This is a genomic window from Pseudomonas sp. D(2018) (assembly GCF_005502555.1).
Classification (GTDB): domain Bacteria; phylum Pseudomonadota; class Gammaproteobacteria; order Pseudomonadales; family Pseudomonadaceae; genus Metapseudomonas; species Metapseudomonas resinovorans.
Genome location: NZ_SCOK01000046.1, coordinates 18,386 through 42,894, shown reverse-complemented (window position 1 = coordinate 42,894; position 24,509 = coordinate 18,386). Strand labels below are relative to the sequence as shown.

The 24,509-nt window shown below is 60.8% G+C and carries 14 protein-coding genes and 1 pseudogene; 9 read left to right on the top strand and 6 right to left on the bottom strand.

Annotated elements, in window-relative coordinates; translation table 11 throughout:
• The first annotated feature begins 212 nt into the window (after positions 1 to 212).
• Positions 213 to 1,034 (top strand): inositol monophosphatase family protein, encoded by an 822-nt coding sequence (locus tag FFS60_RS22845; RefSeq protein WP_137823232.1) that lies wholly within the window; start codon positions 213 to 215, stop codon positions 1,032 to 1,034.
• A 109-nt stretch (positions 1,035 to 1,143) separates the two neighbouring features.
• Here FFS60_RS22845 and FFS60_RS22840 read toward each other — a convergent pair whose 3' ends face one another.
• Together FFS60_RS22840 and FFS60_RS22835 are read right to left on the bottom strand one after the other, a co-directional pair.
• A complete protein-coding gene (locus FFS60_RS22840; protein ID WP_171016561.1) occupies positions 1,144 to 2,436 on the bottom strand; it encodes a site-specific integrase in 1,293 nt (430 codons plus the stop codon).
• Between the two features lie 827 nt (positions 2,437 to 3,263).
• Positions 3,264 to 4,184 carry a LysR family transcriptional regulator gene (locus FFS60_RS22835; protein ID WP_137823231.1) on the bottom strand — a complete coding sequence of 307 codons (921 nt, stop codon included), beginning with the start codon at positions 4,182 to 4,184 and terminating at the stop codon, positions 3,264 to 3,266.
• A 115-nt stretch (positions 4,185 to 4,299) separates the two neighbouring features.
• Here FFS60_RS22835 and FFS60_RS22830 point away from each other — a divergent pair, with 115 nt between their 5' ends.
• The 3 genes from FFS60_RS22830 (at position 4,300) to FFS60_RS22820 (ending at position 14,232) form a co-directional block, all read left to right on the top strand.
• A complete protein-coding gene (locus FFS60_RS22830) occupies positions 4,300 to 4,749 on the top strand; it encodes a carboxymuconolactone decarboxylase family protein (RefSeq protein WP_137823230.1) in 450 nt (149 codons plus the stop codon).
• Positions 4,746 to 5,168, top strand: a complete 423-nt coding sequence (locus tag FFS60_RS22825) for a cupin domain-containing protein (RefSeq protein ID WP_028628310.1) — start codon at positions 4,746 to 4,748, stop codon at positions 5,166 to 5,168. The genes FFS60_RS22830 and FFS60_RS22825 overlap by 4 nt, the downstream gene beginning before the upstream one ends.
• Positions 5,169 to 5,520: 352 nt before the next feature.
• Positions 5,521 to 14,232: a GH36-type glycosyl hydrolase domain-containing protein gene (locus tag FFS60_RS22820; protein ID WP_137823234.1), complete on the top strand. Its 8,712-nt coding sequence runs from the start codon at positions 5,521 to 5,523 to the stop codon at positions 14,230 to 14,232.
• Between the two features lie 187 nt (positions 14,233 to 14,419).
• Here FFS60_RS22820 and FFS60_RS22815 read toward each other — a convergent pair whose 3' ends face one another.
• Positions 14,420 to 14,566: a lmo0937 family membrane protein gene (locus FFS60_RS22815; RefSeq protein ID WP_137823229.1), complete on the bottom strand. Its 147-nt coding sequence runs from the start codon at positions 14,564 to 14,566 to the stop codon at positions 14,420 to 14,422.
• Between the two features lie 60 nt (positions 14,567 to 14,626).
• Positions 14,627 to 14,773 carry a lmo0937 family membrane protein gene (locus FFS60_RS22810; protein WP_137823228.1) on the bottom strand — a complete coding sequence of 49 codons (147 nt, stop codon included), beginning with the start codon at positions 14,771 to 14,773 and terminating at the stop codon, positions 14,627 to 14,629.
• A gap of 618 nt (positions 14,774 to 15,391) precedes the next feature.
• Between FFS60_RS22810 and FFS60_RS22800 the strand changes: the two genes are divergently transcribed.
• Complete coding sequence (locus FFS60_RS22800; protein ID WP_137823227.1) at positions 15,392 to 17,443, top strand: multicopper oxidase family protein; 2,052 nt, start codon at positions 15,392 to 15,394, stop codon at positions 17,441 to 17,443.
• A gap of 229 nt (positions 17,444 to 17,672) precedes the next feature.
• Positions 17,673 to 18,941, top strand: coding sequence for a HAMP domain-containing sensor histidine kinase (locus tag FFS60_RS22795; RefSeq protein WP_137823226.1), 1,269 nt, complete (start codon positions 17,673 to 17,675; stop codon positions 18,939 to 18,941).
• Between the two features lie 116 nt (positions 18,942 to 19,057).
• Here FFS60_RS22795 and FFS60_RS22790 read toward each other — a convergent pair whose 3' ends face one another.
• Entirely contained in the window at positions 19,058 to 19,732 is a 675-nt protein-coding gene (locus tag FFS60_RS22790) for a nitroreductase (protein ID WP_137823225.1), read from the bottom strand.
• Positions 19,733 to 19,888: 156 nt separating this feature from the next.
• Here FFS60_RS22790 and FFS60_RS22785 point away from each other — a divergent pair, with 156 nt between their 5' ends.
• On the top strand, positions 19,889 to 20,350 hold the full coding sequence (locus tag FFS60_RS22785; RefSeq protein WP_137823224.1) for a hypothetical protein: 462 nt from the start codon (positions 19,889 to 19,891) through the stop codon (positions 20,348 to 20,350).
• Between the two features lie 303 nt (positions 20,351 to 20,653).
• Positions 20,654 to 21,910, top strand: coding sequence for an OprD family porin (locus FFS60_RS22780; RefSeq protein WP_137823223.1), 1,257 nt, complete (start codon positions 20,654 to 20,656; stop codon positions 21,908 to 21,910).
• A gap of 74 nt (positions 21,911 to 21,984) precedes the next feature.
• On the opposite strand, the pseudogene FFS60_RS22775 reads toward FFS60_RS22780, so the two are convergent.
• Positions 21,985 to 22,294 (bottom strand): annotated as a pseudogene (locus FFS60_RS22775) (IS5/IS1182 family transposase); the annotation flags it as partial.
• 451 nt (positions 22,295 to 22,745) lie between these two features.
• On the opposite strand from FFS60_RS22775, the gene FFS60_RS22770 reads away from it, so the two are divergent.
• Positions 22,746 to 24,497 (top strand): carbamoyltransferase C-terminal domain-containing protein, encoded by a 1,752-nt coding sequence (locus FFS60_RS22770; protein WP_137823222.1) that lies wholly within the window; start codon positions 22,746 to 22,748, stop codon positions 24,495 to 24,497.
• The last annotated feature ends 12 nt before the right edge of the window (positions 24,498 to 24,509 follow it).

Here is a 24,509-nt window from a genome sequence, read left to right as displayed (position 1 = left end):
CTACAACACCCACCGGCTGCACTCCACCCTCGGCTATCGATCGCCAGCCGACTACGAGAAGGCCACTACCTGAAATCCCTTATCCCGGTGTCCACCAAAACTTGACCACTACATAGCAGCTGCCAGCAGCCAACTGCGTGTGGATGTATAGGATAATTCCTTTCGCCTCCAGCACTGGGGCCTACCTCACTAACGCTATACAGGCTCTGATTATGCTCCAGCCCGACCTCAAAACCTTACTCGACCCCGTAGTGGTTCAGGTGCTGCAGGCCGGGAGGCTGTTATCTGCCGAATGGGACCGAGCTGAGGGGCCGCGCGGTCATGGTGACAAGGCACCCGTGGACGTTGAGATCGAGCAACAACTGCGTGAAGCGTTATTACAACTCTTGCCCTGCGACTTCTGGGGCGAGGAAACCGGGCATGTCCTGACCGGAGACTCATGGTGTTGGGTGATCGATCCCAACGACGGCACCAGCGACTTCCTGCAGGGCCGAAAAGGCTCGGCCATCTCGGTCGGGCTCTTGCGAGATGCACAGCCGGTACTGGGTGTCGTGCATGCGCCGGTTACGCCAGATCGTGGCGCTGACTGCATCGCGTGGGCCGAGGGATTGCCGCACCTGTTGCGCAATGGCCAACCCGTCGTGAACGACCTCCGTCAGCAGCGACTAAGTGAGCGGGTCATGGTCATGGTGAGTGCGGGTGCCGAGGCTAAACCTCAGGTAAACGCTGAGCTCTGTGCGCCCGCTCAGTTTCATGCGATGCCAAGTATTGCCTACCGCCTGGCGCGAGTCGCGGCCGGTGATGCGGTTTGCGCCGTCTCGCTGTATCCGGTGTCGGCCCATGACGTGGTCGCTGGTCACGCGTTGCTGCGTGCCAGTGGAGGCGTCCTGCTTGATCAGGATAGTCAGCCAGTCCATTACCACAGTGAAGGCGAAATGGCCGTCGTGTCTAATCGCTGCTTCGGTGGTGCGCCGCAAGCCTGCCAAGATTTGCTGGGGCGTGACTGGAATCGGGTATTGGGATCACGCGTATGAAGTCGCTGCCCCGGAACCAAATAAGTGACAAGGAGAGTTTCCTGCTTGTCAGCTCATTACTTCCGAATTTGGCAGAAGAATTACTTCCGAGGACTTCTACCGCGCAGTACTAGCGCTTTAGTTTCAGCCCTTTAACCGAATGCGCTCGCTGTTCGTCCAGTGAGTTGTAGTAGGTGTTCTGCGTGGTGCTGAGGCTGTTGTGCCGCAGGTCGGCCTGCAGGTCCTTCATGTCGCGGTGCGGCGCATCGAAAGTCGCGGATGTATGTCGCAGCCAGTGCAGGGACGCTGAGCGCAGCTGATCGATCTCATCGTCGCTCCAACCTTCTTCGGCCATCCGCACTAGAGAACGATCGAACACGTTCTGCAACAGCAATCGGATATGCCGATCGGACAGCCCGGCGCGCCCCTTCAGAGTGCTGATTAGTGGCGTCTTCTCGTGGGCGGAGGGCAGGGGAGGCAGCTGCAGGTGCTGGCGATAGCGCGCCAAGTAGGTCTGGATGTAGTCATCTCGGATGCTGATCTTCGCAGCCTTGTTGCCCTTGCCCACCACATGGAACCACCAGTTGCCGGTGCTATCGCGGCGGATGTCGCCCATGGTCGGCGTCCAGTTATCCCGCCCGACCAGGTCCGAAACCCGCAGGTACAAGGCGAATAGCGTGGCGACGATGAACAGCGTGCGTTCATGTACGGGGTCGTCGGTGGCCATGATTTCCGCTGTCTCGATGACGTAGCTCCACTGCAACTGGGTCAGCGAGCGTGAGGCGACATCGAGGGTATTGCGCTGCTTGTAGATGGACTTCTGCTTCACGGCCCGGAACGGATTGACCTCCGTGAGCCCTTCATCAATGGCGTGCTGGAAGAAACTGCCGCAGACGGCGAAGACCTGGGCGACCGAGCCCTGGGACATGCGGTAGGCCCGGGAGGGAAGGGCAGTGACAGATTCAGCGGCGATCTTGCGTTCGCGCTTGGCAATGGTGGAGCTATACGGGCGCCATTCGCCGTTGAGTATGTAGCTATCGGACTCCAGCTTCTTCCTGCCTCCGATTCGCACGAAGCGGGACTTGACCACCGGGCCGATCCAGTCGGCCGGGGGATTGAGGCAGAACTCCATGAACGCCTCAGCGTCTCGGCGACGCAACTCCAGCAGGGGTTTACGCGTTACCAGCAGCGACCAGAGCAGCAGCCGCTCAACGTGCGTCCGATATGAATTGAAGGTTGCTTCATTGCCGCCATAGGACTTGAGAAAGGAACGGACCGCGCGATAGCCCTCGGCAGCCTGATTTTCCTCGGGAAAGCTCTGGAGAAACTCGCGAACCACGGGAAGTTCGCCACTCAGGTGTAGGAAATTGAGGTCGTGAAAGCGATCGAAGGTATCGAAAAGCGGCTGTGGAGTTTGCGCCATGCTGGGAAATGATCCTCGATGCGGTCCGGCTGAATGTGTCTAGCATGGGCTTTCGGTGGGTGTAATGCAATATCCGGGTCTAGCTGTTATCGGATATTTCATTCGTGACTCCATCTGCGTATGGAGAAGGTTGCTGTTAGAGCGACTCGACGTGTTTGACTTTTAAAAGTCGCACTCAGAGAAATAGCATCGAATTTTCTTTTAGATTTCAAAGCTCAATGGATTCGTCGTGACTTTTGTAAATGAGAGTCTGTGTGCAGCCCCTCGGCACTTCAGCTAGCTAAGAAGCGCTAGCTGTTCCCGCAGCGCTGCCCGCCGCTACCTTTTAACGCGTAACCTGAGAATCCAGCGAACCATATCTACACTTGGACCCGCTCAATGAGCTCACTGATAGAAACACCGGCTGCTGCGTGAGGAGGTAACGGATAGCCAAGAAAGCTGGCGCAGGTCGTTTCAAGCTCATAGCACGCGCGCCCGGAGGGTTTTCCGGGGGACTATTCACCTGCATCTACGCTTAGAGGAGTTGCATCTGCTTGGAGGAGATGCAGTTTCAGATTTAAAAATCACCGAGGCTAACGAAGATAGACCGGAGGCCGTGTCGATATCTCGTAAGTCACTGATCGAAAGGGATTACTGAATTCAAAAGTCAGATTTCGCATCATTGAGAGGTATCAACAGACGCCTTGAGGCCATGAAGTGAACAGAATCTACGATTATGCGTAGTGGATGCCTGGAAAATGTTGGCGAGAACGACACAGCTGTGAGGACCTATAAATACGTATAATCTATATTATGTTAAATCTATGGCATGTGTAGGTGCCTTGGACCTAGCGTTTCATCGTCCAGAGCGGATCGTTGGCCATTAGCGCTGCTCCCCACTCCGCAAAGGCGCGGACCCGCGCAGACAAATGCCGTGTCGGGGGATACACGAGGCTGATCGGCATGCCATCCATCTCCCAGCCAGGCAGGACCTCAACCAGAGTCCCCGACTGAAAATGGGGACTCGCCTCCGCGCGTGGCACCGAAACGATGCCAAGGCCTGCCATACCGGCCGAGATGTATGCGCCGCCATTGTTGAACCGCATTGCCGGCAGTTGTTCGATCCTGAAGCTGTCGTCGCCTCGCCGCAGTATCGGGATCATTTGCTTGCCTGAGCCGGGAAATGTGAAGCCGAGATACCGCTGATGCAGCAAGTCGTCGGGCTTGAGAATGGGCGCGGCGTTCATCAGGTACAGAGGCGAAGCACAGAGGCAGAAGCGCATCAGCCCCACAGGGCGACACACCAGGTCCTGATCTGCGACCGGGCCACCGCGGAAAGCACAGTCGATGCCTTCCTGGACCAGGTCGACCACTCGTTCGCTGCACCCGATATCCAGCTGAATCTGCGGATGTTGTGCGGTGAACTCCGGTAGTGAAGGAATGAAAAGACACGTCGCGACGCCAGAAGGCATCTCAACCCTCACCCTGCCACGTGCCACGCTGCGACTCTGGGCAACCGACGCCTCAAGTTCGTCGAGGTCATCCAGTACAGAGCGAGCCCTTTCGTAATAGGCGGCACCATCAGTGGTCGGTGTGACTCGTCGCGTGGTCCTGTGCAGCAGCTTCACACCCAGCAACGCTTCCAGCCCCTGAATCTGGCCGGAGATGGTGGTCTTCGCTACGTTCAACGCCTCCGCTGCCCGGGTAAAGCTTCCCACCTCCACGATCCGGCAGAAGGCACGCATTGCTTCCAATCGATCGAAGGCCATGATTGTCCTGATTTCCGCACAATGAAAACGATGAAAGCTAGTTTATCCACGAATTTCCGACCAATAAAGTGCACTCCAGAGCCGAAATCCTTCGGCCACTCTGGAGAGTTCAGCGATGAGTTCCAAACGCCTCAACTACTACCAAGCCGCCCCGCAAGCCATGAAGGCCATGATGGGCCTCGAGAAAGCCGCATCCGAATCGGTGCTGCCGCGTTCCCTGCGTGAGCTAGTACGGATTCGCGCTTCTCAGATCAACGGATGCGCCTACTGCATCGACATGCACACCAGCGATGCGGCCAAGGAAGGCGAAAGCCTCCAGCGTCTTATGGCGATTAGCGTCTGGAAGGAAACGCCGTTCTTCGACGATCGTGAACGTGCCGCCCTGCTGTGGACCGAGACGCTGACTCTGGTTGCCACTCGTCATGCGCCGGATGAGATCTACGAACAGGTGGCCGCCGTGTTCACCGAGCAGGAGCTGGCTGAACTGACCTTCGTGATTGCCGCAATCAACGCCTGGAACCGCTTCGGCGTCGGCTTTGCGATGCAGCCGGAGTTGGCGCAATGAACCTGCTCGCCAAGACCATCGGAATTGCCTTCATGGGGTTGCTCAGTACCGCTGCCCTGGCCCACGGGAGCGGCGGTGCCGGAGACGAAATCGTCACGCCGGTCGCGCAGACCACACTGCCGCCCCAGCTATACAGGACGGCCACCGCGCTTCGCGTGGACTTTGCCCCTGGCGCCACCTCGACGCCCCATCGCCACCCCGGACACGTCTTTGTGGTGGTGCTGAGTGGTGAAGTGGAATCTGCCCTCGACGGCCAACCTCCGCAACGCTTCAAGGCAGGCGACGCCTGGTACGAAAGCCCCATGCAGTTGCACCGCATCACCCGCAATGCCAGCGCTTCGGAACCGGCTTCATTGGTGGCCTGGCTGCTGTCCGACGGCAAAGAGGCGCTCGTCCAGCCCGTCAAGTTGAAACCCTAGTTCGCCCTGCAGCGGCAACGCGGCGTCCCCCACTTGCGCAGGACGTCACAGCCGGCTGCACGCGGAAATCGGCGCTCTCGCAACGTTCGATGGAAACGAGAGCGCCACCCTTACTCGAACGTCACGTTCCGGATAATGCGCTGGGTATCCCCGCCCGACCGGCCAACGGCGCAACGTCCAGCTATGTGCGCTAGCAGACAGACGCCCGTGGACTCTCCTCCCAGACTCGATCAGGCAACTCTGCACAGCACGTGGCCCGGGTAGCTGCACGATGGGGTTGCGGCACTGCGTGCCGTGACCCCAGGAGCCGGGCATGCGCACGAGCATTTCGACGCTACTGGCGGTTACCGCGATGAATATCTTGCGTACCTTGGCATCGCTCCGGCTACCCAGCCTCAACGCCCTGCTCTCGCGCTGGCGGATGGCCTTCCGACATTTCGAGTATGAGCCCGACTTGCGCTCTGACCTCTTCAGCGCGGAACAGATGGAGCAGCATGGCCCTCTCCTCGCTGGGCTGCACCGGCTCAGCCCGCTCAAGACGCCGGACGGGTTGTTGCAGCGGCTGGCCGACAACGAAACGACCCTCGCCAGCAGTTGCAGGATTCTTACGGCTGCCGCGCTGTCGAGCCGGCGCATTACGCCCGCCGGGGAATGGCTGCTGGACAACCACTACCTCATCGAAGAGCAGATCCGCACCGCCCGGAAACACCTTCCGACCGGATACTGCCGGGAGCTGCCGCACTTGGCCGCCGGCGGCTCCGAGGGGCTGCCGCGGGTCTATGACATCGCCCTGGAGACCATTTCCCACGGAGATGGACGGGTGGACTGCGACAGCCTCAGTCGATTCGTCAGCGCCTACCAGGCGACGACGCCACTCAAGCTCGGCGAGCTCTGGGCCATTCCCATCATGCTGCGCCTGGCGCTGATCGAGAACCTGCGCCGCGTGGCCTCGCGGGTCATGGCCAACTGGGATGACCGCAACCTGGCCGATGACTGGGCGGACCGGTTGGCCGAGACCGCCGAGCAGGACCCGAAGAGCGTCGTGTTGACAGTGGCCGACATGGCGCGCGCTTCGCCGCCGATGACCAGCTCCTTCGTCGCCGAACTGGCCCGCCGCCTGCAAGGTCAGAGCGCGGCGCTGGCATTGCCGCTGAGCTGGATCGAACAGCATCTGGCCGAATCGGGGCTGAGCATCGAGCGCCTGGTATCGGCTGATGCCCAGCAGCAAGCCGCCGACCAGGTAGCCGTCAGCAACAGCATTGCCAGCCTGCGCCTGTTGTCGGCAACCAACTGGCGTGACTTCGTCGAAGCCATGAGCCATGTCGAGCAGTCATTGCAAGAGGACCCGTCCGGCGTGTACAGCACCATGGAGTTCGCTACCCGGGACCTTTATCGGCATGTGGTCGAACACCTGGCCAAGCGCTGCGAACACTCGGAATCAGCCGTTGCCCGTATCGCCCTCGAGCTGGCAAGCCGCGCACCGGCCGAGGCGATCGCCGGCCACGTTGGCTACTACCTCGTCGACAACGGACGGTCTGAACTCGAACAGCGCCTGGGCGTGCGCCTGACACTCCAGGAACGCTGGGAACGCTTATTGCGGAGCGCCCCCCTGCTCTTCTATCTGGGCCCGGTGATAGCGCTGGCACTGGGCTTGACCTGGCCCTTCATCCATTGGGCGCTGGCCAGCGGGCTGCCTACCATTGCAGTGGCCTTGTTGGCGCTGTCCGCCGCTCTGATGGCGAGCCGGTTGGCGGTCAGCCTGGTGAACTGGCTGGTCACCCTGACGGTGACGCCTCACCAACTACCACGGCTGGATTACAGCAAAGGCATCCCCCCCGAGGCGCGCACCCTCGTGGTGGTGCCCACCCTGATCGGTTGCGCCAAGGACATCGACGAGCTGTGCGAAGGCCTTGAGGTCCGATTCCTGGCCAACCGCGACGACAACCTGCATTTCGCCCTTCTGAGCGACTTCCTGGACGCCGACACCGAAGTTCAGGAGCAGGACGTCGAACTGCAGTCCCTGGCGCGGGAGTGTATCGAGGCGCTGAACCACAAGTACCCCGACGCGGCGGTGGACCGGTTCTTCCTGTTCCATCGTGCGCGTCGCTGGAACCCGGCTGAGCGAACCTGGATGGGCTTCGAGCGCAAGCGTGGCAAGCTCTCCGAACTCAACGCCCTGTTGCGCGGTACCGGCCTGGATCGCTTCGCCCTGATCGTCGGCAGGATCGACATCCTCCGGCAGGTGCAGTACGTCATCACCCTCGACACCGATACTCAGCTGCCGCGTGATGCCGCGCGGCAATTCGTCGGCACCCTGGCTCACCCGCTCAACCGCGCCCGGTTCGATCCCCGTCGGCCACGCATCATCGGTGGGTACGCCATCCTGCAGCCACGGGTGGGCATCAGCCTGCCGAGCACGGCGCGCTCCGTATATGCCCAGCTGCTCGGTAGCGATGCCGGCGTCGACCCCTATACCCGCGCCGTGTCGGACGTTTACCAGGACCTGTTCCAACAAGGCTCGTTCATCGGCAAGGGCATCTACGCGGTGGATGCCTTCGAGCGGTCCCTCAACGGCCAGTTCCCGGATAACCGGATCCTCAGCCATGACCTGATCGAGGGTTGCTTCGCGCGTTCCGGGCTGCTCAGCGATGTGCAGCTGTACGAGGAATTTCCGTCGCGCTACAGCAGTGATGTGAAGCGCCGCCACCGCTGGATACGCGGCGACTGGCAACTGTTGCCCTGGACCCTCCCCTGGGCGCCGAACGCCCAAGGGCGCCAAGAGCGCAACCATCTTGATGCCCTGTCGCGCTGGAAGATCGCCGACAACCTGCGGCGCAGCCTCGAACCCGCGGCGTTTCTGTCGATGTTCCTGGCCGGCTGGCTTCTTGTGGACCAGCCGCTGGCCTGGACCTTGGCGATACTCGCTATCGGCATGCTCACGCCGCTGCTCGCATCATTGCTCGACCTGCTGCGCAAACCCCACGACATGTCGCTGGGGCAGCACCTCACAGCCTGCCTGCGCACCTCCTCCCAGCACTTTTCCCGCGCCTTGCTGAGCCTGGCCTGGCTGCCCCATGAAAGCCACTACAGCCTCGACGCCATCCTCCGCACCCTATGGCGCATGTACGTCAGCAAATCCTGGCTGTTGCAGTGGAGCCCCTCACGGGAGGTCGAGCGCACCAGCACCAACCAACTGAGCGGCTTGTACCGGATGATGTGGATCGGCCCGGCACTGGCCCTGTTGCTCGTGGCCTTGCTGTTGATGAAACCCGTGGCCCTGGCGGCGGCCGCCCCCCTGCTGTTGCTGTGGCTGGCCAGCCCCGCCATCGCCTGGAGACTGAGCAGGCCGTCGACACCCAAGCACTTCGCTCCAGCGGCGGAAGACCTGCGCTTTCTGCGCAACCTGGCGCGCCAGACGTGGGCATTCTTCGACCAGCATGTCGCCCCCGAGGACAACTGGCTGCCACCCGACAACCTCCAGGAGCACCCCACCCCTACCCTCGCCCACCGCACATCACCGACCAACATAGGCGCGGCCCTCCTGGCCAACCTGGCCGCCTATGACTTCGGCTACCTCAGTGCGACACGCCTGCTACAGCGCTGCGAACACACCCTGGCCACCATGGCGAGTCTCGACCGGCACCGCCGGCACTTCTACAACTGGTACGACACCCAGACCTTGCAGCCCCTGGCCCCGCAATATGTGTCGACCGTGGACAGCGGCAACCTGGCGGGAATGCTGCTGACCCTGGGCCCCGGACTTCTGGCGCTGGCGGACGACAGCCCGTTCCAAGCGAACCAGTTGCGTGGTCTCGAAGACACCCTTGCCGTACTGGAAGTCGCTTGCGCCGACGAAGAGCACGCGAGGCCTGCCCTGCGCAGGCTTCGCGACCTGCTGGATGCCGTACTGGCGGAACCGCCGACATCGCTGGCAGCAGCCTGTGGTTGCCTGCAAACACTGCGCGATGGCGTGGAGGATCTGGCAACGGCCAGCGAAGCCGCGCCCGACAGCGATGCCGCGTTCTGGCTGCAAGCCCTACGCGCACAATGCGCGGACCTGCACGACCAGTTGCGACTCTGCCAATTGCCCAGCTCCGACGTTGAGGCCTCCTGCGCAGACCTTTCGCCCCTGCCCTCCTGGCGCCAACTCGCCCAACTCGACGCCGGCCTGTGGCCGGAAACGGTGCGAGGCAGCGTGGCCGCAGTGCGCCGCCATGCAGCCGCGCGGATCGGCGATGCCGAGCGCCTGGCCGAGGCAGCAGCCGGCTTCGCGGACATGGACTTCGGCTTCCTTTATGACAGCGAGCGCAACCTGTTCTGCATTGGCTACAACGTCGACGAACGCCGCCGGGATGGCAGCTACTACGACCTGCTCGCGTCCGAAGCACGGCTGAGCACCTTCGTGGCGATCGCCCAGGGCCAATTGCCCCAGTCGAGCTGGTTCAGCCTCGGCCGCCTGCTCACCAGCACCCGGGGAGTACCGGTCCTGTTGTCCTGGTCCGGCTCGATGTTCGAGTACCTGATGCCGCTGCTGGTGATGCCGAATTACGAAGGCACCCTGCTCGACCAGACCTGCTGCGCCGCGGTCGCCCGGCAGATCGAATACGGCCAGCAGATGGGGCTTCCCTGGGGGGTATCGGAATCCGGCTACAACACACTGGATGCCCACTTCAATTACCAGTACCGGGCCTTCGGCGTTCCCGGCCTGGGACTCAAGCGTGGCCTTGGCGATGACATGGTGGTGGCACCCTACGCCTCCGCACTCGCCCTGCTGATAGCTCCCGAGCTGGCCTGCCGGAATCTGCAAGCCCTGGCCACACAAGGCCTGGCCGGACGTTATGGCCTGTACGAAGCCATCGATTTCACCCAGGCGCGCCTGCCCCGCGGACAAGGCTTTGCAGTGGTGCGCTCGTTCATGGCCCACCACCAGGGCATGAGTTTGCTGGCACTGGCCAGCCTGCTGCTCGATCGCCCCATGCAGAAGCGCTTCGAGTCGGATCCGCAGTTCCAGGCGAGTGCCCTGTTGTTGCAGGAGCGCGTGCCCAAGAGCGCGCAGGAGTACCAGTACGCCTACGACCTCCAGGCCGGCAGCACCGCCACCCGTCCCGTCGAGAACAGGCTGCGGATATACGCAGATCCGGGACGCCGTCAGCCCGCCGTGCAACTGCTTTCCAATGGCCGCTACCACGTGATGGTCAGCAGCGCCGGCGGCGGCTACAGTCGCTGCCGCGAGATGGCTGTAACGCGCTGGCATGAAGACGCCACCTGCGATGACTGGGGCATGTTCTGTTACCTGCGCGATATCGCCAGCGGTGAATTCTGGTCCGCCGCGCACCAGCCGACGCTGAAGCGCCCGGACCAGTACGAAGCTATTTTCTCCGATGCCCGTGTGGAGTTTCGCGTTCGCCATCGGGACTTCGACGCCCACAGTGAGATTGTCGTCTCCCCGGAAGATGACATCGAACTGCGCAGGATCACCTTGACCAACCGCGCTCGCGCCCGGCGCAGCATCGAAATCACCAGCTATGCCGAAGTGGTACTGGCACCGGCCATGAGCGATGCGTTGCACCGGGCGTTCAGCAATCTTTTTGTACAGACCGAGCTACTCGAGCCACTCCAGGCGATCCTCTGCACGCGCCGGCCACGTTCGCGCGAGGAGCAGGCACCCTGGTTCTGCCATCTGCTGGCGGTCCATGGGGCGGACATCGATGCCATCTCCTACGAGACCGACCGCGCGCGCTTCATCGGCCGAGGCCGAAGCCTGGTCAACCCGGCGGCCATGGATTCCGACGCGCAGGCACTGGGTGGCGCCGCCGGCTCCGTCCTCGACCCTATTGTCTCGATTCGCTGCCGCATCACCCTGGATGCAGGCGAGAGCGTCACCCTCGATCTGGTCAGCGGCGTCAGCGACAGCCGCGACGGCTGCCTGCAACTGATCGACAAGTACCGCGACCGTCACCTTGCCGACCGGGTTTTCGACCTCGCCTGGACCCACAGCCAGGTGCTGCTGCGCCAGCTCAACGCCTCCCTGGCAGATGCCTGGCTGTACGAGCAGATGGCCGCGTCCATTCTCTATGCCAATGCGGCGCTGCGGGCGAAGAACGGCGCCCTGACCAGCAATCAGCGCAACCAGTCCGGTCTCTGGGGCCAGGCCATTTCAGGCGACTTGCCAATCGTGCTTCTGCAGATCGCCGATCCGGCCAACATCGAGCTGGTGCGCCAGCTGGTGCAGGCCCATGCCTACTGGCGGCAGAAGGGCCTGGCGGTCGACCTGGTGATCTGGAACGAGGACAGCGCGGGCTACCGGCAGAAATTGCAGGACCTGATCATGGGGCTGATCACCTCTGGCGCCGAGGCCAACCTGATCGACCGGCCCGGCGGGATCTTCGTGAGGCCGGCACAACAGCTCTCGCAAGAAGATCGCACCCTGATCAAAGCGGTCGCGCGGATCATTCTCAGCGACACCGCAGGAACACTGCACGACCAGGTGCTTCGCCGGCAGCCCAAGGCACCGTGGCAGCGCTTCGACCCGGACCTCATCCTCCCGCCGACACAGCCGCCGGTTCCAGCCACTGGCGTCGCCGACCCCGCTCTGTGCCTGGCGAACGCCTATGGAGGATTCAGTCGCGACGGCAAGGAGTACGTGATGAAGCTGGAACCCGGTGTCGCCACCCCTGCTCCCTGGGTCAATGTGCTGGCCAATCCGGCGTTCGGTACCGTCATCTCGGAAAGTGGAAGCGCCTACACCTGGAACCTGAACGCCCACGAGTTCCGCCTGACGCCCTGGCAGAACGATGCGGTTCGAGACACCGGCGGCGAGGCGCTCTACCTGCGCGACGACGAGACCGGCCACTACTGGTCGCCGACGCCCTTGCCCCGGCGCGGCAGCGGGCCGTACGTGACACGTCACGGTTTTGGTTACAGCTGCTTCGAGCACCGCGAAGAGGGTATCGAAAGCGAACTCTGGGTCTACGTGGCGCTTGATGCGCCGATCAAGTATTCCCTGCTGAAAGTCCGCAACCTTTCCGGGCGCCCCCGCAAACTGTCCGTTACCGGCTACGTCGAGTGGGTGTTGGGCGACCTGCGGGACAAGACCGCCATGCACCTGGTCACCGAACTCGACAGCGGAAGCGGCGCGCTGCTCGCGCGTAACGCCTACTCAATGGAGTTTCCCGGACGGGTGGCCTTCTTCGCGGTGGCCCCGCCAAGCCGCAGCCACACCGCCGACCGCAGCGAGTTCATCGGCCGCAACGGCAATCTCCAGGCACCGGCCGCGATGGCCCAGGGGCAACTCCTGGGCCACTGCGGCGGCGGCCTTGACCCCTGCGCCGCTCTCCAGGTGGGCATCGAACTTGCCCCCGGAGCCTCACGCGAGCTGGTGTTCTGCCTGGGCGCCGAGCGGGACGCCGGGGCCGCCAGGGACCTGCTGGGCAATGCCCTCGACACTGGTGCAGCCCACACAGCCTTGCACGCCGTGCGCGAGTACTGGCGCGAAACCCTGGGCCAAGTGCGGGTGGAAACGGCAGAGCCGGCTGTGGATCTCCTGCTCAATGGCTGGCTGCTGTACCAGGCCATCGCCTCGCGCTTCCTGGCCCGCAGCGGTTACTACCAGTCTGGCGGCGCCTACGGCTTCCGTGACCAACTGCAAGACAGCATGGCCATGCTGCACACGGCGCCCGCGAGCGCGCGCGAGCACATGCTGCTGTGCGCAGCCCATCAGTTCCTGGAAGGCGATGTACAACATTGGTGGCACCCTCCCCTGGACCGCGGCGTGCGCACGCGCTGTTCGGACGACTACCTGTGGTTGCCCTTGGCGGTCAGCCGATATGTACGGATGACCGGCGACCGGTCCGTGCTCGAGGAGCGGGTCGGCTACCTCGAAGGACGTGAACTGAATGCGGGCGAGGAATCCTACTACGACCTGCCGGAGCGTTCGCTGCTGCAGGAAAGCCTCTACCAGCATTGCCTGCGCGCGCTGGAACGCGGAATGGCACGCGGCGCCCACGGACTGCCACTGATGGGAGGCGGCGACTGGAACGACGGCATGAACCGGGTCGGTGAACTGGGTACGGGCGAGAGCGTGTGGCTGGGCTTTTTCCAGCACGCGGTCATGGAGCAGTTCGCGGTGACCGCGCTGGAGCATGGCGATACCCCCTTTGCCTTGCGCTGCAACCAGCAGGCCGCGCGGCTACGCGCAAGCCTGGACACGCACGGCTGGGATGGCGCCTGGTATCGACGTGCCTACTTCGATGACGGATCGCCGCTCGGCTCGGCCGGCAATGAGGAATGCCGCATCGACTCCATCGCCCAGAGCTGGTGTGTACTTTCAGGCGCGGCTCCGGCCGAACGGCGACGCCAGGCCATGGATTCCCTCCATGAGCACCTGGTGCAGCGCAAATCCCGTCTGATCCTGCTGCTTGCGCCGCCGTTCGACCGCTCGCAACCCGATCCTGGCTATATCAAGGGCTATGTCCCCGGTGTACGCGAGAACGGCGGTCAGTACACCCATGCAGCGGTCTGGGCGAGCATGGCCTTCGCCGAAATGGGCGACAGCGCACGAGCCTGGGAGCTGCTCGACATGATCAACCCGATCAGCCATGGCCTCGCTGGCGCCATCGAGGCGTACAAGGTCGAGCCCTACGTGCTGGCGGCCGATGTCTATGCCGTGTCTCCGCACGAAGGCCGTGGCGGGTGGACCTGGTACACCGGCGCGGCTGGCTGGATGTTCCGCCTGATCCTCGAATCCCTGTTGGGCGTGCACCGCGAGGGTACAAGCCTGCGCTTCGCACCCGTGCTGTTGGCAGCCTCGCCGGGGTACAGACTGGACTACCGCTTCGGCTCGACGCTGTACCACATCAACCTGGTGCAGACCGATGTCGTGCCCGGAGGACAGCAGGTGAGCCTCGATGGCGAAAGGCGGGATGATTGCCGCGTGCCCCTGTTGGACGATGGCAAGGACCACCACGTCGAAGTCCACTGCCAACCCTGTGGCCCCGCACAACTGCGAGCCTGGCCCGAGGACAGGGCCGCGCACACGTCGGGGCATGGAGATGGCACGGCCTGAAGCAACACAAGGCAGCTTCCGTTGCCCTCGGCGAAGAGGCCTGCCCAGGAGAAATGCTGGAACCTGTAACGACCCTGTGGTCTGTGTTGAGCCCTGACCACCAGGAGGGTTGGCCTCTTTGCGAGGCCCTGGAGGCCAGGGACTGCTCCTTAGTTGCGAGAAGATCGCCGATCTTCCTGCGTCATGGTCATGAACGTCGTCCCTGAATTATCTGGAGCACGAGCAGCACGACTGCCGCGACCAGGAGGATATGGATGAACCCGCCCATGGAGTAGGACGTGACCAGTCCCAGCACCCACAGAACCAGCAACACGATCAGAATGGTTTGGAGCATTTGAGTTCTCCTCTTGCAGTCTGCGCCCACGGTACCCGCGGTGCAGTGTCATCTGCTGCGTCAGAATCGCCGGCCTTGGAGCATCAGGAACACCAGCCCCGCCAGCGCCACGACCAACAGAATGTGAATGAGTCCGCCCAGCGTGAACGACGTGATAAGCCCGAGCGCCCACAGGGTGAGCAAGACAATCACCATTGCACCTACCATGACTGCACCTCCACGAATGACTTCGTACCTGTATCGAGGAAACCAGTTTGGAGGCGCTGGCCGGAGGCTGTCTGTGCGCCATCGTACGCGTGCGGTCCAGAACCCGGACCATGGTCATGAGTCATCGACTCTGCCTGTGAAGATCGAAATACCTGATTTACAGGATGAAGTCGGATTTTCAGTAGCCCGGATGTAATCCGGGGAACGTCCAATCGTCGCTCCCGGATTTCATCCAGGCTACGATCTGGCCGGCTGCATCCGCGATGCCCCCTTATAGGGGCCATAGGCAAGTCCACTAACACCCAGTGCGATTTCCTTGGCCAGGTCCTTTTTGACGTCTTCCGCGACGTTGCCGGCCAGGGTGGCCTTGCCATTTCTTACAAACTCTTCGAGGTCATTGGCGCGCAGATGAGAAGAACTTCAGTTTTTTGAGTCCCGACACCATTCGCTCCCCTGGTAGCACCGTTCGTGCGTGCAATTGCAGTTCGCAGCCTCAACTGTTGATTCAGGTCAAATCGAAACACCTCAGCACGGCCCACAAGTGATCAACCCTTCCTCCAGCCAATTGCGGATAAGGGCTCCACCAGTCTCTCGTCCCTTGCATGGGGAGATTTCGATATGATCACGAGACGTCAAGTCTTGCAGTACAGCGCATTCGCCGCAGGCGCTTATCTGCTTCCCGCCCACCCCTTTCTACGTCAGGCCCAGGCGGTCGCACTCCTTTCCGATGTCGGCTTACTGAGCGATCCAGCGCTACAACCCAAGTTCGTCGAGCTTGCACCCAACGCATTGGACCCGGCGTTCCTTTTCAAAGACCTCAACAGTGACGGTCACCCGAGCAAGCTGCCGAACTTCAACATTCGCGTCAGTGAAACCGAGCAGCAGACTGGGCTGATCAACCCGAAGAATGCCAAGAAGTTGTGGACCCGGGTCTGGGGGTACGGAAACAAGACCGTGAGCTGGCCGGGCCAGACCATCCAGGTCGTCAGCAGCTCGGCGGGTGGAGCCGACGAGACTCTGGTGCGCTGGAGGAACGAACTCAAGAGCAGGCAGCACCTGCTTCCTCTCGATACCAATCTGCACTGGTGCTACTCGCTGCACGGCGAACACTCGGCCAACGGCGTCGACTACCGGCAGTTCAGCGTCAGGGAGAATGGCGTACCGATCAGCACCCACCTCCATGGCGGGAACAGCGATTTCCAGTTCGACGGCAATCCCGAGTTCTTCTACAGCCCCTATGCCACGGTAAAAGGGCCGCAGTGGGACTTCGTTGAAGGCGGATTCACCGACCGCTTCCACTACAACAACGCTGTGCCAGCCAACCACCTCTGGTACCACGACCATGCCTTGGGCATTACCCGCCTCAACGTCTATGCAGGCCTCGCGGGCCAGTACTTCGTCCGCGACGAATTCGATACGGGGCGTCAGGACAACCCGTTGAACCTCCCCGCCTATCCGTACGAACTTGCCTATCTCATCCAGGACCGGATGTTCACCGAGAAGGGCGCGTTGTTCTATCCGGCCTTTCCGGGCGATCCCGCCTACGCCGACTTCATCACCGGAGAAGGCGCGATACTACCTCCCGAACTCTTCCCCAACGGTGGCCCGACCGCGCTGGCCGAGTTCTTCGGCGATCATATCGTCGTCAACGGCAAGATCTGGCCCAAGGCCAATGTAGAGCCGCGTCACTATCGCTTGCGCCTGGTGAACGGCTGCGACTCGCGGTTCATGGTGCTCCAGTTCGTAGCAGTCGCTACGCACGTCACGGATCCGGAGCACCCCAGCGCAGGCGCACCTCTGCCCTTCTGGGTCATTGGCAGCGATCAGGGACTTGGCACTCCGCGCCAGACCGACACCCTGGTGTTCGAGCCAGGCGGACGCTATGACGTCGTCGTCGACTTCTCGCAGGTCCCCGCCGGTAGCCGTGTCATCATGAAAAACCTCGGGGGCGATACGCCGTTTGGCGGCGCCTTCGGTGATGAGCTTGCCCCGGAAGACCTGTTCGACGATCGCCAAACCGACCGGGTCATGGCCTTCGATGTGGTCAAGCCGAAATCCGGGGTGCCGGATACCTTCAACCCGGTCAGCCTCCCCAGTTATGCGGGCGTATCCGGCGGTGCCTCGACCCGCAGGGTCGCACTCTTCGAAGGCATGGATGGATTCGGGCGGCTCCAGCCTCTGCTGGGCACCGTCAAGGATGGCAACCTCAACGCCACGAATGTCGCCACCGCGTACGCGTGGTTCCAACCCACAACCGAAACTCCGGGCGTAGACACCACGGAGATCTGGGAGATCTACAACTTCACCGCCGACGCACACCCGGTCCACCTGCATCTGGTCAACTTCGAGATCCTCGACCGACAAGTATTCGAATACCAGGTCACCGGCTCGCAGATGACGCATCAGCACGACGGTATGACCGGCGAGGCACCGGAAATTTCCTTCGTCACAAATTTTGCCCCAGCTCCCGTTGGACCGGAGTACTTCGAGGCGGCCCCCAGGGACATGGTCATCGCGTTGCCGGGAAACCCCGAGCCCGAGTCCGGCAATCCCACGGGCCAGATGGTTCGGGTAAAAGCCCACTTCAACAAGTCAGGGCAGTATGTATGGCACTGCCACATCCTCTCCCATGAGGACCACGAGATGATGCGGATACTTCAGGTGGTTTGAACGATGCGGTAACTGGACGGCCCCACTGCCCCCAGCCATCCCTGCGACTGTCGATGGACCCTCGGACGCAGGGATCCGGGAAGCGTTGAGGCAAGCGTTCTCGCCAGCGACCGTTGATCCTGCGTGGGTGGCTCTGCATCGCCTGGTGCATGCTCACGGCTCAGCGTCTCCGCTGCCCAGCCTAAAATGTGCAACATGACCGCAACGGGTCGTTGCTTGGTGGCTACCGATGAAAAACCGTAGTTCGATACGCGGCCGAATGGTCGCTGCCTTTATGCTGTTAGCGGCGATCATTGGTGGAGTATTCGCCGGCTCAGCTTTCTTCGTGATCGAGGAGATCGAGAGCCAACTAATCGATAAGCGCCTGGTTCGAGTAACCGAACTCTGGACCGAAGGCTTGAACAGCACAGCTCAGCTGCAGGCGAGTGACCTGAGTTTCTTCGTCGGTCAGCAGCTGCCACAGTCTTTGCGGAGCTTGAACTCGGGGATCCATGAGTTGCGTCTAAACGGCCGGACTTTGCACGTGTTGATTGGCGAGTCGGATGGCCAGCGCTATGCCGTCGTGGATGACCAAAGCGACTTCGAAGCGATTGAAGACCGCACTTATATTGCCTTGAGCCTGGCGTTTCTGGGCGGCCTCGCATTGGCGTTACTCGTTGGGCGGGCCAGTGCAAGCAGGGTGATTCTGCCCCTGACCGAACTGGCCTCCGCAGTTCAGGATGAGCAGCGAGAGGAAAGGCTTCCCGGGCTCGATGCAACTGACGAGCTCGGCGTATTGGCCCGTGCGATCGAGGATCGCACTAATCAACTTAACCAGGCCCTCCAGCGCGAGCGTTGGTTCACGGCTGACGTCAGTCATGAACTGCGCAGTCCGCTGACTATTTTGCTCGGCGCAGCGGAAGCCCTGAGGCGGCGGTTGAAGGATCATCCCAAATTGCAGGCGATGACCGAGTGCATTCGGCAAAACGCTGCGGACATCGCCCAACAAATGGGCGCCTTGTTGGAACTGGCGCGGGTGCCCGAGAGTAGCCACCTTTTCCGTATAGCCTTGCGCCCGCTGATTGAGCAGGAACTGCAGCGCTGCCAGCCGCTGCTGCTGGGAAAACCTGTGGAGATCGAGTTTATCGCGACTGATGACGTGCTCGTCCCCGCCATTCCGGAGTTGGTTTCCATTGCGGTGAGCCACCTCCTTCGTAATGCCTGCTTGCACACTGAAAGGGGGGTAATAACCATACATTTGAGCGCTGGAGGGATCGCAATCGAGGACAACGGGACCGGGGTAGTTGACGCCCCCAACAGGGGACCCTTCAAACGACCAACATCCGCTCATGGCGAAACCAGTAGCGGGCCTGGTTTGAATTTGTCCATCGTCAAGCGAGTGGCAGATCACTTGGGTTGGGCGGTGCGCCATACGTCAGCGACTTCGGGAGGTAACCGATACGTCCTGGAGTTCGACATTAGACACAGCCAGGCGTTGCAGATGGCGTTTGCAGGCTGAAGTCGTCAGTGAGTCGATGTGCTATCGGGGCCTCGGATAACGCCTGGGGTATGTCTCCACCCTTCCCTCCCGTGAACACAGCCCCGAAATGACCGCACGGCTAAGCCCGGCCCCCGTCAATCAAATCCCTTGAGGACAGCAAACTCCTCCACCGGCGCGCGCTCGGAGCGCAAATTGTTCACCGCCGCCGACGGATCCCCATAGCCTAGGGCCATGCCGCAATAAACCAACTCCTGCTCCGGCAGCCCGAAGTGCCGATGCAGACTTTGGCGCACCATCGCCCACGCCTCCTGCATGCAGGTCGATAGCCCCTGCTCTTCCGCTGCAAGTGCCAACGACTGCATGAACATCCCCAGATGCGCCCACTGGCCGTGCCCCATGGCGCGGTCGATGACGAAGAACAGCCCGACTGGCGCTCCGAAGAACTGATAGTTGCGCACCACCGCGCGCAGCCGTGCGGCCTTGTCTTCACGCGGTATGCCCATCAGTGCATAGAGGTCTTCGCCGACTCGATAACGACGTGTCCGGTAGGGTTCGGCCAACCCTTCCGGATAGATGGGGTAGTCACCCGCTTCGCCCCTTGGGTTGCGCGCCAGGGTTTCCATGGCCAGGCGTTCCACGGCAAGTTTTTCGGCGCCGCTGACCGCTATCACCTTCCATGGCTGCAGGTTGCCCCCCGAGGGCGACCAGCGCGCCGTTTCCAGCAAGTCCAGGACCTGTTGCGCAAGGACGGGTTTGTCACTGAACGCGCGGACAGAAATGCGCTTCTTCAGGAGTTCGGCTACGGACATGGTCTGTTTTCCTGGCGGGTTCAACGGCAGTCAACTCGAGATCGGTTCGAACATCAATACCCTGGTGAGGCACAGCCCTCATTTCCTCAATGAGCCCACCTTCATACTGGCAGCGGGCGAACAACTGCACCTTGCCTGCGTCTGCAAGAGCGTTCAGTGACTGTTTCCAGAAATAAAAAAAGGCCGCCTTGGGCAAGGCGGCCATTAAATAAAACCAAAGGAATGATGAAGCGGAGCAGCCGATCGCACTTCTTGGGGGAGGACCAGAAAGTGCGTCCGGCCAATATCTTCATCGGGGCCCAGTTTACTGGTTTCACCTCGACGCCCAAATCAAACGCCTTGATAGCAACTATTGATGACGACCCATGGGAATCTTTCGATTTAGCTGTTATCCACTCCGCCGACAGCACTTTTCGGGGCTTGACAACTTGTTACCAATTGGTATTCAGGGAGTCAAAAATGCATGTGAATCAACACATTAAGCTGAATGTCAATGCTCAGGGCAATTTTGCAAACCTCCCTATCGCATTTACAGGATCCAGACAACCCCTGCATGGCTACACGCATAAAAAAAGCCGCCTCCGAAGAGGCGGCCTAAATCAAAGAGTAACTCGATGAAGCATCTGCCAACTCACACAAACGATTGTGCAAGTTCATCCTTCATCAGGCGCAGGATACCCGTACTGTAAATTTCGTAAACATTGATATCATTGATACATGAAATTGATGATTACAGTTTTTTCAGTTACCCGAACCGTGATAACTGTTTGCGCGCATCGCGTCGGCACAGCCGGCCACCAGAACGATAATGAATGGATATGCTTGTCAGGGCCGGGCAGTGTCGCTGTTCCTGGTCATTGATAGCGCCTTGAATTCCTGCCAATCCCAATACCAACAAAGCGACCATCAGGAGCACCCGTGATGCAATTCAATCCTCTGAGCGCCCTGGCACTGGCGGTTTCCGCCGCCATCAGCCTGCCCGCCCTCGCCAGCGAGCAATCCGAATCCAAGGGCTTCGTCGAAGACGCCAGCGCGACCTTGCTGCTGCGCAACGCCTACTTCAACCGTGACTTCAAGGACCGCACCAACGACGCCAAGACCTGGGGCCAGGGTTTCATCGGCACCTTCGAATCCGGTTTCACCCAGGGCACCGTCGGTTTCGGCGTCGACGCCTACGGCTTGCTCGGCGTGAAGCTGGACAGTGGCCGGGGCCGCAACTACAGCGCCTTCTTCGATACCGACAGCGACGGCCATCCGGTGGACGACCTCTCTGAAGCCGGTGGCGTGCTCAAGCTGCGCGTCTCCAACACCGTGCTCAAGTACGGTAACCAGTTCCCCAACCTGCCCGTACTCGCCCATGACGACAGCCGCCTGCTGCCCCAGGCCTTCACCGGCACCCTGGTTACCAGCAAGGAAATCGAGGACCTGGAACTGAACGTCGGCCGCTTCACCGGCGACAGCCCCATGGGCGACCCGGCGCGCGACCCCAACCGCCTGAAGAGCATCGATGTGATCGGCGGCAGCTACGCGGTCAGTGATGATTTCAGTGTGTCGCTCTACCACTCCGACGTGGAGGACATGTACAAGAAGTACTACGCCAACCTGAACTACAACATCCCGTTCAGCGATGAGCAGGCGCTGAACTTCGACTTCAACATCTACCGCACCAAGTACGACGACGGCTCTGTGGCCGCGCTGGCCTTCGGCGGTGATGGCCAGGACGACAAGAACACCCTCTGGAGCCTGGCAGCCAAGTACAGCATCGGCGCCCACGCGTTCATCGTGGCCCACCAGCGCAATACCGGCGATGCCGGCTATGCCTACGACTTCGGCGACGGTGGCAGCACCATCTACGTGGCCAACTCCTACTACTCCGACTTCAACCTGGAAGACGAACAGTCCTGGCAGGCCAGCTACGAGCTGGACTTCAGCACCTATGGCGTACCGGGCCTGAGCTACAAGTTCGCCTACGTGCGCGGCACCGATATCGTCGCCGGCGGCGAGAACGACGGTACCGAGCGCGAGATCTTCAACCAGTTCAAGTACGTGGTGCAGGACGGCCCGGCCAAGGACCTCTCCTTCAAGCTGCGCAACTCCATCTACCGCGCCGACAATCAGGTAGGTCCGGACCTCAACGAAGTCCGCGCTTTCATCGAGTACCCGCTCAGCATTCTCTGATGCGCACGGTCGCGCCGGTTCACCGGCGCGACTCCATTCTCCTGCGTTGCGAGGAAATCCATTGGGCGTCGCGAGGTTCTGTACGAAAAACACTGCCGTAGGCATCGCAGCGTGCAGCCAGCGTGGCCATCGCGCCAAAACTTCTGGCGAGCTTGTCGTGGCGGGTGCTGATTCTCCGGTTCTCTTTCAGCCAGTCAAACATCCACTCGATGAAGTTCTGTTGCCGGTATTTCGGACGATCGAACAGTCGGGGTAGTCCTGGCTTGGGTCTGCGCTTCATGGTGCGCTGGTGAATCTTAGTGGTCAGGCCGCCCCGACTACGTCCCATAGCATGATCTACCGGTTCTTCCGGCCCCCCCCCCTTTTTCCAGCGCCAGTAGGAGCAGGTCAGCATGACCACGACAAAGCGCTTGACTCCTCGGCCGACCAGAGCGTGCGCGAAAGAGGGAGTTATTCCCCTGCAGGAACAGGCTCAAAGCTGGCGTAGCGGTGAAAACGTTCAGACTGAGGAGAAGCTGCGACAGTGCCATGGCCTCCATATGCCGGCTTTCCTGGCGGCTATATGAATCGGCTCGACAGGGCCCGGGCACCAGGGATCAGCCTTTGCAGGGCTCTATCACCAATGATGGCCAGCGTTCCTGACAGCTCTTGACCTTGCGCAGAAGAAAAGGATTTCGGCGCAGCAGTAGTCCGCAACCTTCGCTTCGGTTCCCGAACATCCGATCCACATATAGTCCAAATGGATGATGCCCATCCGGAAACAATCAAGAAATATCACCCCCGTAATCGCACTAATGATGTCTCATCAAGAATGGATGACTAGTGGAGATCAAGGATGACGAAAGCGTTTGTGGGTCTTTCCTGTACTGGTCACGATGGTGCACTTGCAATTATGCAGCACGGTATAATCCGCTTCGCCGAAGCGGCCGAGCGGCATTATCAAAAGAAGTTCGCAATCAATCAGGCGCCAGACGAATATCACTACACACGAAACGCTATGCTTCGTCATCTCGATGCCGATGAGATCGTACTGGCAAAATCGTGGAGCACTGATGCCGGAAGCATCTGGCGGAGGCAGAACGCCCTGCTCGACGAAAGCATTGAGCATTTCACCGAATACTCTGAAGTCCTTCGAAAATTTCAGGCCTACCATCTGGATAGCTGGAACGGTTTCCTGCAACCCAACATCGACCTGTCCGGCCATGGCACCGTACGCGCAGCGGCCAGCCTCGGCAAGCCTATCGTTGGTGTACGTCACTATGATCATCACCTCTGCCATGCAGCCTTCGCGGCCTATGGCAGTCCATTCCGATCCGCTGCCGTTGCGGTACTCGATGGTCAGGGAGAAGGGACAGGAACCGCCTTCTGGCACTTCAAGGATGGAGAGCTGATTCCAGTAGAGAAAGAGCCCTACTCCGGCCCACTCATCGAGTTCTACGCCAGCCTTGGCCTGTACTACGGAATCATGGTGTGCCTGGCGTGTGGCTTCGAAGCAGTATCCGGCGAAGAGTGGAAAATCATGGGCCTGGCGCCATACGGTCGCCTTGATGAGCAGTTGTATCGGACGCTGGAAAGCTTCTACAGGGTCGACGGCCTGACGGTGAATTGCACTGAACACTCGCTACCGTTGTTTCTGGGGCTGCTCGAAAAACGGGTGACCCACAAGCAGAACTTCGAGAAGGCGGCCAACTATGCATACACGTTCCAAAAGTTCTACTCGGATATCGCCAGCCGCTTGCTCACTGAACTACACAAGCGTACTGGCGAAGACAACCTAGTGCTGACCGGCGGCTGCGCACTCAATTCGTCGTACAACGGGCGACTTACGACCTGTACGCCATTCAAGAGTCTCTATGTTCCTTCCGCGCCTGCGGATGACGGCAACGCCGTCGGCGCAGCCATCCTGGCATCTCGCGACTTCGAAGAAGAAACGATTGCAGCAGGAGGTTTCCAGAGTCCGTATCTGGGCTCTGATGTCGATCTCCGACCACTCGAAGCAATGCTGGATAACCGCAGCGGTCTGAACTTCAGGCGCTTTGACGGTGATTCCGATCTGACAGCGCACGTTGGGAGCCTTCTGGCAAATGGAAGTATCATTGCGTGGATGCAAGGGCGAGCGGAATTCGGCCCCCGTGCTCTTGGTAATAGAAGCATTCTCGCCGACCCGCGAGATGTTCAGATGAAGGCACGGGTGAATGGCATCGTGAAGTTTCGGGAGTCATTCCGCCCGTTCGCGCCGGCAATCCTGGACGAGTACGCTGATGAATACTTCCATGACTACCAGGACAGCCCCTACATGGAGCGCACGTTGACAATCCGACCTGAGAAGCGAAGTTCGATTCCAGCGGTTTGCCATGCCGACCACACCGGGCGCCTGCAAAGTGTGACTGAATCGCGAAACCCCAGGTTCTATCGACTGATCAAGGCGTTTCACGATATCACCGGTATCCCAGTGCTGATGAACACCAGCCTCAACGTCATGGGGCGGCCAATAGTGCACAGCATCGAAGATGCGTTAATAACTTTCCTGGGTTCTCAGATAGACCATCTTGTAATAGATCGGTACGTCATTTCGAAACATAGTTGAACGAGGAACTCA